General features: G+C 30.9%; 13 protein-coding genes. 7 read left to right on the top strand and 6 right to left on the bottom strand.

The genetic code is table 11. The features are described 5' to 3' along the window. Window positions 1-27: 27 nt before the first annotated feature. Both HXZ74_RS15485 and HXZ74_RS15490 read right to left on the bottom strand, forming a co-directional pair. Window positions 28-1,359, bottom strand: a complete 1,332-nt coding sequence (locus tag HXZ74_RS15485; RefSeq protein WP_286476227.1) for a metal-dependent hydrolase family protein — start codon at window positions 1,357-1,359, stop codon at window positions 28-30. A gap of 111 nt (window positions 1,360-1,470) precedes the next feature. Further along, complete coding sequence (locus HXZ74_RS15490; RefSeq protein ID WP_286476229.1) at window positions 1,471-2,346, bottom strand: DUF808 family protein; 876 nt, start codon at window positions 2,344-2,346, stop codon at window positions 1,471-1,473. Between the two features lie 197 nt (window positions 2,347-2,543). On the opposite strand from HXZ74_RS15490, the gene HXZ74_RS15495 reads away from it, so the two are divergent. The 6 genes from HXZ74_RS15495 to HXZ74_RS15520 all read left to right on the top strand — a co-directional run bounded on the left by HXZ74_RS15495 (window position 2,544) and on the right by HXZ74_RS15520 (window position 7,401). Then, complete coding sequence (locus HXZ74_RS15495) at window positions 2,544-3,128, top strand: Crp/Fnr family transcriptional regulator (RefSeq protein ID WP_286476231.1); 585 nt, start codon at window positions 2,544-2,546, stop codon at window positions 3,126-3,128. A gap of 54 nt (window positions 3,129-3,182) precedes the next feature. Continuing rightward, window positions 3,183-3,617 carry a carboxymuconolactone decarboxylase family protein gene (locus tag HXZ74_RS15500; protein ID WP_286476233.1) on the top strand — a complete coding sequence of 145 codons (435 nt, stop codon included), beginning with the start codon at window positions 3,183-3,185 and terminating at the stop codon, window positions 3,615-3,617. Between the two features lie 93 nt (window positions 3,618-3,710). Then, the gene (locus HXZ74_RS15505) at window positions 3,711-4,424 is read left to right on the top strand and encodes an AAA family ATPase (RefSeq protein ID WP_280051170.1); all 714 of its coding nucleotides are present in this window, start codon (window positions 3,711-3,713) and stop codon (window positions 4,422-4,424) included. Window positions 4,425-4,433: 9 nt separating this feature from the next. After that, window positions 4,434-4,919, top strand: coding sequence for a GNAT family N-acetyltransferase (locus HXZ74_RS15510; protein ID WP_280061173.1), 486 nt, complete (start codon window positions 4,434-4,436; stop codon window positions 4,917-4,919). A 79-nt stretch (window positions 4,920-4,998) separates the two neighbouring features. Next, window positions 4,999-6,036 (top strand): sulfite exporter TauE/SafE family protein, encoded by a 1,038-nt coding sequence (locus tag HXZ74_RS15515; RefSeq protein ID WP_286476235.1) that lies wholly within the window; start codon window positions 4,999-5,001, stop codon window positions 6,034-6,036. Window positions 6,037-6,117: 81 nt separating this feature from the next. Further along, on the top strand, window positions 6,118-7,401 hold the full coding sequence (locus HXZ74_RS15520; RefSeq protein WP_286476237.1) for an MFS transporter: 1,284 nt from the start codon (window positions 6,118-6,120) through the stop codon (window positions 7,399-7,401). 65 nt (window positions 7,402-7,466) lie between these two features. On the opposite strand, the gene HXZ74_RS15525 is transcribed toward HXZ74_RS15520, so the two are convergent. Beyond that, window positions 7,467-9,851 (bottom strand): outer membrane beta-barrel family protein, encoded by a 2,385-nt coding sequence (locus HXZ74_RS15525; protein ID WP_286476240.1) that lies wholly within the window; start codon window positions 9,849-9,851, stop codon window positions 7,467-7,469. Between the two features lie 166 nt (window positions 9,852-10,017). Here HXZ74_RS15525 and HXZ74_RS15530 point away from each other — a divergent pair, with 166 nt between their 5' ends. Next, complete coding sequence (locus HXZ74_RS15530; protein ID WP_280061169.1) at window positions 10,018-10,572, top strand: DUF4303 domain-containing protein; 555 nt, start codon at window positions 10,018-10,020, stop codon at window positions 10,570-10,572. 37 nt (window positions 10,573-10,609) lie between these two features. Here the strand turns inward: HXZ74_RS15530 and rpoN are convergent, their stop codons facing one another. From rpoN to HXZ74_RS15545, 3 genes are all read right to left on the bottom strand, one after another. Continuing rightward, the gene (gene rpoN / locus HXZ74_RS15535) at window positions 10,610-12,082 is read right to left on the bottom strand and encodes an RNA polymerase factor sigma-54 (protein ID WP_286476242.1); all 1,473 of its coding nucleotides are present in this window, start codon (window positions 12,080-12,082) and stop codon (window positions 10,610-10,612) included. Window positions 12,083-12,163: 81 nt separating this feature from the next. After that, window positions 12,164-13,612 carry an asparagine--tRNA ligase gene (gene asnS, locus HXZ74_RS15540; RefSeq protein ID WP_286476244.1) on the bottom strand — a complete coding sequence of 483 codons (1,449 nt, stop codon included), beginning with the start codon at window positions 13,610-13,612 and terminating at the stop codon, window positions 12,164-12,166. Window positions 13,613-14,091: 479 nt separating this feature from the next. Beyond that, window positions 14,092-14,214, bottom strand: a complete 123-nt coding sequence (locus tag HXZ74_RS15545; protein WP_286476247.1) for a hypothetical protein — start codon at window positions 14,212-14,214, stop codon at window positions 14,092-14,094. Window positions 14,215-14,319: the final 105 nt, after the last annotated feature.

Raw genomic sequence — 14,319 nt, forward strand, 5'->3', positions numbered from 1 at the left:
TCGTTTTTTTTATGATGTACAATAATTTTACTTTTTAGTTTTAATTGTATTCTTATAAATCTGACCATCTTTAATAATCACTAAAAAGTTTTTATCAGGATTAGCTATTAATGATAAATCTTTCAACGGATTTCCATCAACCAAAATCAAATCTGCTAAAGCTTTCTCTTCTACAACACCTAATTTCCCTGGATATGGGCTTCTTAAACCAGATAATTGCAACAGTTCTCCATTATCTTGTGTAATCATTTTCAAAATTTCAGCATTTGTAAACCATTTTTGAAGACGTAAAATATAACTATTTTGCTCATCATTCAACTCAGGTTCAAACAAGAAATCCGTTCCCCATGCTAGCTTCACACCAAGTTTTTTTGCTAATGGCCAAACTTTATCTTGACCATCCAAAACTGGTTTACGTTTTTCTTTTCGCTGCTCGTCCATGTTTTCATTATTATCCATCAAATTTTGAAGGCTTAACCAAACACCTTTTTTAGCAAGAATTTTCAATGTTTCTTCATCTAACATTTGACCATGCTCAATTGACTTCACTCCTGCTTCCACGGCACGTTGCACTGCTCTCGGCGTATAGGCATGTACCATTACATATGTCCCCCAATCTTCAGCAGCATCAACAGCCGCTTTCATTTCGTCAAAAGTATATTGCGTAACATCAATCGGATCATAAGCAGAAGACGTTCCACCACCTGCCATTAATTTGATTTGACTCGCACCAAAGCGTAAATTTTCTCTTGTTGCTGTCAAAACTTCATCTCTTCCATCAGCAATAAAAGTAGCTCCTAATTCCTCTGCACGAGATGCTTTTCCAAAGAATCTACGAGAACGTTCGTCTGGAGTTCTAAAATCTCCGTGACCAGCCGTTTGACTAATCGTTGCTCCCGAAGGCCAAATTCTAGGCCCTACAACTTTACCTTTATCAATTGCTAGTTTCAAAGGAAAAATTGGTCCACCAGCATCACGAACACTCGTAAAACCACGCATCAACATTTTGTGAGAAGCTTCGCCAACTTTATTCATTAACATTTCTTCTGACATATCTGGCGACATCATTTGCGTCATCGTCAATGAATCAAATACCATATGTACATGAACATCAATTAAACCTGGCATCAATGTTTTTCCTCCTCCATTTATTTTTACAACATCTTGAGTAGGTGATGAAATTTTTGCAGAACTAATTTTTTCAATTTTTTGACCAGAAACCAAAACATTCATTGGTAATGTTAATGCTTGAGTTTGATGATCTAAAATTCTAACATTTTCAATCAGAATCTGTTTTGTTTGAGCAAAAGTAAAAGTGGTAGCGAGAAAAAAAAGTGCTATTATCGACTTTATTTTCATAATTTATTGTTTAATTGTCCTAAAGATACGTTGAATGCGCGTAATTTGAGGATAATAAAGGTTATTTCTTAATTAAATGGAAACAATTCTTTTCTAAATCTATTCTATCTCCTAACCTTTAGCTAAACCTATTATTTTCTTAACTATTGTAACAAGTAACACAACCAATAATCCTGCAACTAATGCAATCAAAGCTTCGTTAATCATCATTGGAATTGCTGTAGGTAAATGATGATGAATATAATCGATGTTGTGAACAAATATTCCGCCTGAAACCAATAAAAGCGCAACAGTCCCTACAAATCCTAAAATTTTAATCACATAAGGCAATGCATCAACCAAAAAGTGTCCCAATTTAGAAACAGCTCCTTTGTCATGTGATGCTTTTATCAGTTTAAAACCTGCATCATCCATACGAACAATTAAAGTTACAATCCCGTAAACACCAATAGTTGCTAAAATTGCAATAAACGAAACTGTAAAAACTTGTGTCAACATTGGTTGTTCCAAAACTGTACTCAATGCAATAATCACAATTTCTATCGAAAGAATAAAGTCTGTAATAATCGCAGATTTCACTTTTGATTTTTCCGAAACTTGTTTCTTATCTTCTACTTTATCTTCATGAATAACTTCTGAACCTTTTTTTGGACGGTGAAAAATAAACTCGATTATCTTCTCTACACCTTCAAAAGCTAAATAAAAACCTCCCAAAATCAAAACATATTTTATCACTTCTGGCATATAATGATTTAGTGTCAAAACAATTGGAACAATAATCAATTTATTGATAAAAGAACCTTTTGTAATTGCCCATAAAACAGGTATTTCACGCGAAGACAAAAATCCCGTTGCTTTCTCAGCATTTACAGCCAAATCATCTCCTAAAATTCCTGCTGTTTTACTCGCTGCCACTTTACTTGTAACCGCTACATCATCCATCAATGCTGCAATATCATCTAAAATTGCAAATATTCCTGAAGCCATATTATTGTTATTTTTTGGTTCGTAAAAGTAAAAAATAATGACAAATCTTTACAGATTATTTTCATGTTCTTTCAACGATTCATTTCAAGCAAATTGCACTCCAAATTTTAGCTATAATTCTGATTAATTTTGAACTAAATTAAGTTCTTTCGGAAACTAATCGTTAATTTTAAAGACGAATACATTAAGCTTATAAAATGGAAAATTCTTTCGATCAATTAAAGAAACATATGCAAATTTTCACTTCAATTTCTGAAGAAGAATTTCTTGATTCAGTCCAATATTTTGAAGAGTTTTCGGTGAAGAAAAAAGAAATGATTCAAAGAGCAGGAACAATTAGTACATATAATTATTTTATTGTTTCTGGATGTATTCGATCATTTTTCATCAATCAAAACGGTGTAGAACAAACCATTGATTTTGCTATCGAAAATTGGTGGATGACGGATTTATTTTCTTATATCAATCAACAAAATTCTGAGTTTTATATTCAAGCTGTAGAAAATTCTATCATTATAAAAATGAGTAAGGCAAACGAAGAAATTCTATGCCAAAAACATCCGATTTTCAATTCGTATTTCAAACAAATTTATCAAAAAGCAAATGCTGCTGCTCAAATGCGTTCCAAATATTTGAAAGAGTTTTCGAAAGAGGAATTTTATCTTCATTTCAAGAAAAATTTTCCTGAGTTTTTACAACGTGTTCCGCAATATTTATTGGCTTCTTATTTAGGTTTCACACCCGAATATTTAAGCGAAATCCGAAAGAAAGAGTTTTCTTAAACTAGTTTAATTTTATTGAAAAAATAATCGACGAACTTTGTTAAAAATTAAGAAATGAAATCACGATTAAACATTCAAAAATTAGAACCAAAAGCTTACGAAGCGATGTATGGTTTAGAGAATTTTTTAGCAAATTCTGAATTAGATAAATTGCATTTAGAACTTATTAAAATTAGAGCTTCACAAATCAATGGTTGCGCTTTTTGTATTAATATGCACACCAAAGACGCGATGAAATTAGGCGAAACAAATCAACGTATTTTTTTGTTGAATGCGTGGCGAGAAACGACACTTTTTACAGAGGAAGAACGTGTAATATTGGCGATGACTGAAGAAATTACAAATATTAGTCAACATGGTTTATCAGAAGAAACTTATCAAAAAGCATTGACACTTTTTTCTGAAAATTATATTGCGATTATCATTCTTGCAATTACCACGATTAATGCTTGGAATAGGATTGCAATCAGTTCTCATATGATGGTTTAAAATTTTAGCTTCAGAAATCTGAAGCTTTTTTTGTGCTAAAAATCGGCTTTCGGATTAAAATAGTTTAATTTTGAGTCTTGAAGTAAAATTGATATGAATATTTACGATTTAATTGTTGACGATAAGGAAGAAATTTCTTTGAATGATGTTTTTTTAGATGATCAAAATCTTGCTCAAGTAAAACAACTTATCAAAGAACATCGATATATAGAGGAATTGAGCAAATATAATTTGCCTGTCAATAATAAAATTTTGTTACATGGATTTTCGGGTTGTGGAAAAACAACAACTGCAAAAGCAATTGCAAATGAAATCGGAAAACCTATATTGATTCTGAATTTAAGTAATATTGTTTCGTCAAGAATCGGTGAAACTTCACAAAATATTCGAATGCTTTTTGATAAAGCTGCTCGTGAAAAAGCAATTTTATTTTTGGATGAGTTTGACCAAATCGGAAAAGCGCGTGGAAATGATGACAAAGATGTTGGCGAAATGCGTCGTTTGGTGAACACTGTAATTCAATTAATTGACTATTTACCGCAAAACTCATTGTTGATTGCTGCTACAAATCATCCACATATTATTGATGTCGCATTGTTGAGAAGATTTCAGTTAAAAATTGATTTCAAAATGCCAACTTCCGAAATGTTAGATGTTTATTACGATAAACTTTTAAACGATTTACCAAAAGATATTCAATCACTTAAACGACAATATAATGTTTCTTTTGCCGAAGCTAAAGATTATGCTCTTACAAACGCAAAAGCATTATTGATTGAAAAATTAGAACGTCAAGCAAATTCTTAAAACCAAAATATGGAAGACGAATTAATTTATTTCAGAGAGCTTTTGGATACTGATGTGACACGACTTTTCGAAATTTATTCGAATGCTGAAGCCATGAAATATCGCGAAACCACACCAATGAAAACGATCGAAGATTCGTACAAAATGCTGGAAAGAGATAAAGAAAAAAAGAATTCTGGATATGAATTTCGTTTTGCTGTTATCGAAAAATCTTCTGAAACCCTGATTGGTACTGTAATGTTTCAACCTGTGCACGACAAAGCGATTATTGGCTATTCGATTGATGAACAATTTTGGAACAAAGGTTATGCAACACGAATTATCAATCTGATTTCGAAAGAATTGAAATCGAGAAAATATATGCTGATTGAAGCTTGGGTAAAAAAAGAAAATATCGCCTCGTCTAAAGCTTTATTAAAAAATAATTTTCAACAGATTTCGCAAACAATTTATCCAAAAAATCATCTTTTTCAATTAAGATTTGCCTATTCTTAAGTTTTACTTAAGATGAGTCTTTAAGCATTTATTTCTAAAATCATCGTCCTAATTTTGTGTCAGAATAAAATTTCTGATCATGATTTTTACTATTTTTCTCCTATTTATTGGAGCAATTTTAGCATTTTGGATAAGTGCAATTTGTGGCGGTGGCGCAAGTTTAATCTTAATTCCAATCCTCAATCTTATTATTCCAACTTCTCTAGTCCCTTTTTCATTAACAATCGGAACATTTACAAGTTCTGCCTCTCGAATAGCGGCTTTCAGAAAATCTGTACATTGGAAAATCTTCTTTTGGTTTGTGCCATTTTCAATTCCAGCAGTTTTAATGGGTGCTTATTTAATCAAATTTATCAACCCAATTTATTTGCAAATTATTGTTGCTGTATTATTAATTTCAAATGTTCCACAATTATTTCTAAACAAAAAACAACAAGATAATGAAGAAAAACCTTCGCCAAAATATATTTTAGCTATTGTTGGTTTTTTAGCTGGATTTGTATCTGGAATAACAGGTGCAATTGGTTTATTGTTCAACAGATTTTATTTGAAATATGGTTTAACAAAAGAAGAAATTATTGCAACACGAGCTGCCAACGAAATTATACTTCATATCATAAAACTAATCATTTATATTGTTCTTGGTTTATACTCAAAAAACGCTTTATTACTTGGGTTGACGATTGCAGTTGCTTCAATTATTTCTTCTTATACGGTCAAATATATTTTACCTTATTTTAGCGATTTTATTTTCAGAAAAGTTGGCTATGCGGCAATGGTTATTTCTGGAATTACACTTTTTTATACAAGTTCTCAAAAAATCATTCAAGAAGATAAGGTACAACTTACAACAACAAGTAAAGGTGACGAAAATGAAACAACTTTGAAATGGCGAAACAGCGATTTTGTGATGGAATATTCGTTAGATGGTGAATTTGAGATTGAACGTCCAATTCAACCGAATGAATTACCTGAAAAATTATTGAAAAAATACAATGAAATTTTACCTAATTACGATAAAATCCATCTCGAAAAAGTATTCAAAATTGGAGAAGATAGTTATGAATTTTATTGTTACAAAGGCAATAAACTAACCAAATTTGAACTGAAAGAATAGAAGATTGAACAATTAATTTTTACGAAACATTATTTTTGATAAATTATTCTTAAGTTTAACCAACATTACTATAAAAAATTTATGAATACAAAAGATAATCCCAAACTAATACGTGCTTGGATTTCTTACGATTGGGCAAATTCTGTTCATTCTTTAGTTATTGCCTCTGCTATTTTTCCGGTTTATTATACTTTAATGACCTATGATGCGAATCATCAACCGATCAAATTTTTAGGATTATTACCAGAATCCGCATTCAATTTTTCATTAGCAATTGCTTTCTTTTTTGTGATTGTTTTGTCACCAGTTTTGTCGTCAATTGCAGATTTAATCGGAAATAAAATCAAATTTCTTCGCTTTTTTTGTTACTTAGGATCGTTCTCGTGCATCGGAATGTTTTTCTTCACATCAAGCGATTTAGTTTGGTTAGCTTTATTACTCAATATCACCGCAAGCATAGGTTTTTGGGGAAGTTTAGTTTTTTACAATGCCTATTTACCAGAAATTGTTTCGGACGAAAAAATGGATAAAGTTTCAGCGCAAGGTTATATGTTTGGCTACATTGGTTCTGTTATTTTATTAACGATTTGTTTGGCGATGATACAATTTGCACCAGAAGAAAAACAAGGCTTGTTTACCCGAATAAGTTTCTTATTAACAGGAGTTTGGTGGTTAGGTTTTGGACAAATTGCATTAAGTAAATTACCAAATCACAAATATGATCGTGAAATTCCGAAAGATATCATCAAATCGAGTTTTAGAAATTTAAAACATACCTTCAAAGATCTGAATCAATACAAAAATATTCGTGTTTTTTTGGCTGGATTTTTCTTTTACAGTTTAGCGATGCAAACTATCTTTTTGATGGCTGCAATGTTTGGAAGTTCAGAAATTGGAATGGAATCTTCAGAATTGATTATGACTATTTTATTAATTCAAATTGAAGCTGTTTTAGGTGCATGGTTATTCTCTTTTCTATCAGGAAAAATAGGAAATAAGAAAACTTTATTAATCGGTATTTTTATCTGGATTATTACGTGTATTATTGGTTATTTAATTAATAAAAATGATCCAAATGTAAAAACTCAATTTTACGTAATGGCTGCAATGGTTGGTCTTGTAATGGGAGGTTTGCAAGCTTTATCACGTTCTACATACGCCAAATTATTACCAGAAACAGAAGACACAACAACCTATTTTAGTTTTTATGATGTGTTCGAAAAATTTGCCTTATTCTTAGGTTTAGTTATTTACGGATTATTGATTGAATATTCTGGCGGAATGAAAGCTTCGGCGCTTGCAATGGGTGTTTCATTCGCAATTAGTTTTGTGATTTTATTGTTTTATAAAATGGAGAAGAAATAAAATCTTTCATATCAAATAAAAAACAAACACCAATATTCGATGATATTGGTGTTTGTTTTTGAAATTTACAATCTTCCTTTTTCTGAACTACTTTTTGATTGTTCTATTGTAAATGATTTTCCGAAATTGTATCGAATTCCAACGCGATAATAGCGAGCAGATTGTCCTGTATAAACAAATTTTGTATCGTTACTAAAGCTTTCATCTTGCCAAGCTCTATCTTTAAATACATTATTCACATTAAACGAAACTTCGAATTTTTTATCCAAAAATAACGCTCTCAAACCAAAAGCTGTACTCCAATTAGCGCGACTTCTTGACATAGCATCAATCGTTTTTGTTGTATAATTTGTGGTATGATTAAATAACAATGTTTTCGATTTATTCAATTCCAAATTATTTGTCAAACGAAATTCTCCATTAAATCCATCCAATACATAATTATATTCTGGAATAATTCCTTTCGTTTTTTTGTAATACAAATCAATCGCTCCATTGACTTTCCACCATTTTACAAGCTTAAAATTTACATTTTCACTAATCCCAAAACTCTCCGAATCAGCATAATTGTATGGAATCCAGTTTTGCGTATTTTCGCTCGGATTTACAACTACAATTTGATTGATTTCATCCGTAGAATTTCTGTAATATAATGTTGTAACTGCCAAATCTTTGTATGCATATTCCAACTCATAATTATACGAATAAGAAGGTTTTAACTTCGGGTTTCCTTCGGCAAAAGAATAAGGAGAATAAATGGTACGAAACGGATTCAATTGTCCCATAAAAGGTCGATCAATACGGCGCCCAACATTTACACTTAATGAATGATTTTCAGCTGGTTTATACATCAAATAAGCCGTTGGGAATAGCCCATCATATTTATAGGTATCATGTTGATTTTCTTGCGGAGAAAAACCTTTTGCATCTGTATTTTCGTATCTCAAACCAACTTTTGCAGACCATTTTTCTGAAATATCTTTTTCGATACTCGCATAAAAAGCTAAAATATTTTCGTCATAATAAAAACCATTACTCAACTTTTCATCATAAACAGGTGAACCAGACGAAGTATTGTAAAATAAATTATCGCTATTATTTTTAGTCCAACTATAACGTCCACCATAATTTAGTTTCCAAGTATTAACGGGATGTTCCATATCAATATTCAAACTATAATTGTTTGCTTTTTGATCGGACAAACTTTTATTTCCTTGATATTCTGCTGTATTCTCAACATTATTTGAGTCAAAAAATCGATTAGAAGTTACACTTGTATTGTTGTTATTAAAATTTACCCAATCAAAATCAAATGTCAGTTTTTTTCCGATGGTATCCATTTTATAAATCACGTGATAATTTAAAGTATTGTATTTCGTGTTTCCTTTGCTCCCATTTCGATCATTCAAAATATAACTCAACAATTCGTTCTTATCCAAACTATTTATCATTGTTTTCGTACCACCAGTTCCTTTTCGATTTCCAGCATATAAATCAACCGTAAAACCAGTCGTCAATTTCTCCGAAATTTTATAATCCAACCCTAATTTTCCGCCAATATTTCTATTTTTACCACTATTTTTTTCTCTTTCGGTCCAAACTTCATTGGTTTTTGTAAAATAAATATCCGATTGTCCAATTCCGTCATATTCACCAAAACCTCCAAAAATATTAGAGACTAATGTCCATTTATTTTTTCGATAATTAAACGATGCACTATTGTTCCAATATGGTTTGTTATAATGTTGCAATGATGACGACAAACTCCCATTCCACGAGTCTTTTTTTCCAGATTTCAATACAATATTGAGAATTCCACTATTTCCTATTGCTTGATATTTTGCGGGCGGATTTGTAATTACTTCTATTTTCTCGATATCATCAGCTCGAAGTGTTTTTAAATAATTTGTCAATTGATCACCAGACATTTCCAACAAACGATCGTCCACCATCACGCGCAAAGTACTTTTACCAATTATCGAAACTACATCATTATCAACCTTCACACGAGGCGCCAATTTTAGCAAATCTAACGCATCTCCACCTTTCGCTCCTTCCGCTAAATCTGCATTAAAAACAAGTCGATCAACTTTCTTTTCAATTAATTTTTTTTGACTTTTTACAACTGTTTCAGTTAATGTAATGTTTTCAGTTTTTGGAAGAATTATTACGCCTAAATCTTGATTTTGTCCACATAAAATCGTTTGAGTATAAAGTAAAACTCCAGCTTCTTCTATTCGAAACGTATAATTTCCTTCGGGTAATTCGACCACAAAATTTCCTTTATCATCAGTTGAAATTTCATCAATAATTTGATCATCTTTCAGAATAATCACATCAGCCAAACTAACAGACGTTTGATTCGCATATTGCAAGCTTCCTTTATATTGTTGTTGCGCAAAAATCGAGGTCGAGGCAAATAATAAAATTGGTATATATAATTTAGACATATTAGGTTTGTTTACTATAATGACGTGTGAATTGTAGAAAAGTTACATAGAAAATGAATAATAATTGAATTTGTCTTTAAAAAATAAATTAACAATGATTTAATATTTAAAGAATTTTACTACATTTCAAAAAAATAATTTTAAACGATTAAAAAAATATAAATGAATGGATTTTAATGAATTAAAAAACAAATTAGTGCAATCAACCAAACAAGCCTTTTTGAAAATTTATAACGAAAATCCTTCCCAAGACCTTTACGCTTTTGCCTTGTGCAATAACGACTCGAAAATAGCTATTCATCCTTCGGCAAATTCTGTAGAACATTTAGAAAAAGTTTCGGATGAAGACGATTTTTGTTACTACAAATACGAGCCTTCTGAATGGAAATATGATTATTTAGGAGCTGAAAATTCTTTTCAAGAAATCAATCAAATATGCAAAGAAATAGTTGATAAACACGACGATGACGAAGATTGGTTTTATCAATTTCAGAATAAAATTAATGAAAAATGTATCGAAGTTTTAGAAGAATTAAAGAATGAAAATTTCTTTTCAAAATTAATCGGTAAAGATATTTTCTTAAATTTTTCTGTGATTGATGATGATTTGAACAAAGAAAAACAACAAAAAATTATTACGCAATTAAATGATAATTCATATAAAGAAGATTATTTTGAATGGATGACAACTTGGGGTAAAAACAAAAAAAGAGCTTTATAAAAAGCTCTTTTTTTGTTTGATTATATGTCTAAAAATTTTAGATTTCTTTTCTCAATCGCGCAACTGGAATATTTAGTTGTTCACGATATTTTGCAATTGTACGACGAGCAATTGGATAACCTTTTTCTTTTAAAATTTCAGTTAATTTTTCATCTGTCAAAGGTTTACGCTTATCTTCATCTGCAATTACATCTTGCAAAATTCGTTTGATTTCGCGCGTTGAAACTTCTTCACCTTCATCATTTGTTAACGATTCTGAGAACAAATCTTTAATCAAAAATGTTCCGTAAGGTGTTGTGACATATTTTGAATTCGCAACACGAGAAACTGTCGAAATATCCATTCCAATTCTGTCTGAAATATCTTTCAAAATCATCGGTTTGATTTTCGTTTCATCTCCTGTTAAGAAATATTCTTTTTGAAATTTCATAATCGCTTCCATCGTGTACAAAAGCGTATTACGACGTTGCTGAACCGCATCAATAAACCATTTCGCAGAATCTAACTTTTGTTTGACAAACATCACAGCTTCTTTCTGTTGATTCGATTTATTTTCGGTTTTTTTGTATGTATCTAACATTTCTGCAAACGCACTCGAAATTTTCAATTCTGGTACATTACGTCCATTTAACGACAATTCTAAATCGCCATCGTTGATATGAATCGTAAAATCTGGCGTTATTTGCTCTACAATTTTATTACTACTCGAAAATGATTTTCCTGGTTTTGGATTCAAACGTTCAATCTCCGAAATTGCATCACGCAACTCGTCATCATCCGCATCATATTTTGCCATCAATTTAGAATAATGCTTTTTCGTAAATGCATCAAACGATTCTGAAATTAATTTTTCGGCTAGTTCTACTGCTTCAGTTTGATTTTTATTTTCTAATTGAATCAATAAACATTCTTGCAAATCACGCGCACCTACACCAACTGGATCCATTCGTTGAATATAATTAATCAACAAATTTTCGACCTCTTCTGGCGAAGTGTAAATATTTTGCGAGAATGCTAAATCGTCAACCAACGATTTAATATCACGACGCATATAACCATCATCGTCAATATTTCCTAAGATAAATTCAGCAATTTGAAATTGTTCCGAAGTTAATCGATTCGTATATAATTGCGATGTCAAAAACTCGATAAAGCTCTCTCCTTGCGCGTAAGGAACAGATTTATCTTCGTCATCATCACTATAATTATTCGTATACGTTTTATAATTTGGGATATCGTCATCGCTCAAATAATCATCAATATTGATATCACTTGTATCAATCACTTGCTCATCGCCAAAATCATCACTCTGATTGTCCCATTCTTCCTGCTCTCCTCCGTAATCTTCATCATATTCAGAAGATTGATCATCCAAAGCAGGGTTTTCTTCCAACTCTTCCTTTACGCGTTGTTCAAAAGCAACCGTAGGAAGCTGAACCAACTTCATTAATTGAATTTGTTGGGGCGATAGTTTTTGTTGTAATTTTAAATTTAATTCCTGCTTTAACATATTTTTGGGTTTGGCTTATATAAAAAACGGATTTAGCTTAAAGTTACAATTTTTAAGCATAAATCCGTAAAAATATTTTTATTAAAATTCAGCGTTATTCGGTGTTCTAGGGAAAGGAATTACGTCACGAATGTTACCCATTCCTGTTACAAATAATACCAAACGCTCTAAACCTAAACCGAAACCTGAATGTGGCACAGAACCGAAACGTCTTGTGTCTCGGTACCACCATAATTCTTCTTTATCGATTCCGAATTTTTCCATTTTTTCGTCTAAAACTTCTAAACGCTCTTCACGCTCAGAACCTCCGATAATTTCTCCGATTCCAGGGAATAAAACGTCCATTGCACGAACAGTTTTTCCATCATCATTCATACGCATGTAAAATGCTTTGATTTCTGCTGGATAATCAAATAAAATAACTGGAGTTTTGAAGTGTTTCTCAACTAAATAACGTTCGTGTTCTGATTGTAAATCTGCTCCCCAACCTTCGATTGGATATTTGAATTTACCTTTTTTATTTGGTTTAGAATCTTTTAAGATATCAATTGCTTCTGTATAAGTTAAACGAATGAATTTGTTATTTAAAACATATTCTAAACGCTCAATTAAACCTAATTCAGAACGCTCTGCTTCTGGTTTTTGTTTTTGCTCTTTGTCAAAACGTTCTGCTAAGAATTTCAAATCATCTTTACATGTTTCCATTGCGTAAGTGATAACAGATTTCATGAAATCTTCTGCCAAATCCATATTTTGATCTAAACGGAAAAAGGCAACTTCTGGTTCAATCATCCAGAATTCAGCTAAGTGGCGAGAAGTATTCGAGTTTTCTGCGCGGAAAGTAGGTCCAAATGTATAAATTTTACCTAATCCCATTGCTGCAGTTTCTCCTTCTAACTGTCCAGAAACCGTTAAGTTAGTCGATTTACCAAAGAAATCTTGTGTATAATCTACTTTTCCTTCTTCGTTTTTAGGCAAGTTTTCCATATCCAAGTTTGTGATATGAAACATCTCTCCTGCTCCTTCAGCATCAGATCCTGTAATAATTGGCGTGTTGATGTAAACAAATCCATTTTCGTTGAAATACTTGTGAATTCCGAACATTAACGCATTACGAACACGCATAGTTGCAGCAAAAACATTTGTTCTGAAACGTAAATGTGCTTGCTCACGCAAAATCTCTAAACTATGTTGTTTTGGTTGTAAAATAGTTCCTTTTAAATCATCAGATGGCGCAGTTCCTAAAATTTTGATTTCTTTCGCAACAATTTCAATATCTTGACCTGCTCCTTCACTTTCTACCACTTCTCCTTTTACTTGTAAAGAAGCTGCTGTAGAAATTTGTTTTATAATTGATTCGTCAAAATTTTCGAAATCTACTACTACTTGAATATTATTAATTGTAGAACCGTCATTCAACGAGATGAAACGATTACTTCTGAACGATCTTACCCATCCATTTACAACTACTTCCTGTAGCAACAAATCCTTGCCTTTTTCTAATAAGGCTTTAATTCCGTACGATTGCATAATTTTTTAATTTATCCTTACAAATTTAGTTATTATTTAAAGTTATAAAAATTATAGGCATAATTTTTGCGAATATTTTTCAACCAACCTAAAAATCCTTTACAATTTCAATGAAAATGTAAAGGATTTTTGATTTTAGTTTATTTTTTGAAGTGATTTTTATTCTAATTCTTAGATTCAAAACGCAAAAGAAGTTCATTTATTCTTTGAATAAGAACTTTATCAGAATTATTATTTTGAATTAAATAATCTACATAATTTTTTAATTCGTAAAATTGACTATCAGTTTTAATTTGATCTTTCTCAATTATCTTTTCGATTCTTTTAAAATATGATTCAAAAATATCAATTTCATAATTGGTTGTCTTTATCAAATATTCATTAAAACCAAAATCTCTATCTTCGATAAAATCAAAAGTTAAATCTTTAAACCAATTCTTTAAAATAGTTAATTTTCTTTTTGAATAATATTCTTCTGCTTAAGTTTTTAAACGAATATATTCATCTTTCATTTCATTATTAAAGGCAAGATGAACAATATAATAATCTAAAGTCGCAACTACTAAATCTCTATATTTTTTTAGTTCAAATTCTTTATCCATAATAATTGTAATTGAATATTAGATGAGATTCTGAAACGAGTTCCTTTAGATTTGAAAATCTTAAATTGTAGTATAAAAAGAAGAGAAAAGAGTTTGAGTACACTA

Origin of the sequence: Empedobacter sp. R750, assembly GCF_030324345.1 — a bacterium.
In the GTDB taxonomy this organism is placed as follows: Bacteria; Bacteroidota; Bacteroidia; order Flavobacteriales; family Weeksellaceae; genus Empedobacter; species Empedobacter falsenii_C.

Excerpts from the sequence above, each read along its gene's own strand:
- HXZ74_RS15485 (WP_286476227.1), bottom strand. The coding sequence starts at position 1,359 with ATGAAAATAAAGTCGATAATAGCACTTTTTTTTCTCGCTACCACTTTT.
- HXZ74_RS15490 (WP_286476229.1), bottom strand. The coding sequence starts at position 2,346 with ATGGCTTCAGGAATATTTGCAATTTTAGATGATATTGCAGCATTGATG.
- HXZ74_RS15495 (WP_286476231.1), top strand. The coding sequence starts at position 2,544 with ATGGAAAATTCTTTCGATCAATTAAAGAAACATATGCAAATTTTCACT.
- HXZ74_RS15500 (WP_286476233.1), top strand. The coding sequence starts at position 3,183 with ATGAAATCACGATTAAACATTCAAAAATTAGAACCAAAAGCTTACGAA.
- HXZ74_RS15505 (WP_280051170.1), top strand. The coding sequence starts at position 3,711 with ATGAATATTTACGATTTAATTGTTGACGATAAGGAAGAAATTTCTTTG.
- HXZ74_RS15510 (WP_280061173.1), top strand. The coding sequence starts at position 4,434 with ATGGAAGACGAATTAATTTATTTCAGAGAGCTTTTGGATACTGATGTG.
- HXZ74_RS15515 (WP_286476235.1), top strand. The coding sequence starts at position 4,999 with ATGATTTTTACTATTTTTCTCCTATTTATTGGAGCAATTTTAGCATTT.
- HXZ74_RS15520 (WP_286476237.1), top strand. The coding sequence starts at position 6,118 with ATGAATACAAAAGATAATCCCAAACTAATACGTGCTTGGATTTCTTAC.
- HXZ74_RS15525 (WP_286476240.1), bottom strand. The coding sequence starts at position 9,851 with ATGTCTAAATTATATATACCAATTTTATTATTTGCCTCGACCTCGATT.
- HXZ74_RS15530 (WP_280061169.1), top strand. The coding sequence starts at position 10,018 with ATGGATTTTAATGAATTAAAAAACAAATTAGTGCAATCAACCAAACAA.
- rpoN (WP_286476242.1), bottom strand. The coding sequence starts at position 12,082 with ATGTTAAAGCAGGAATTAAATTTAAAATTACAACAAAAACTATCGCCC.
- asnS (WP_286476244.1), bottom strand. The coding sequence starts at position 13,612 with ATGCAATCGTACGGAATTAAAGCCTTATTAGAAAAAGGCAAGGATTTG.
- HXZ74_RS15545 (WP_286476247.1), bottom strand. The coding sequence starts at position 14,214 with ATGGATAAAGAATTTGAACTAAAAAAATATAGAGATTTAGTAGTTGCG.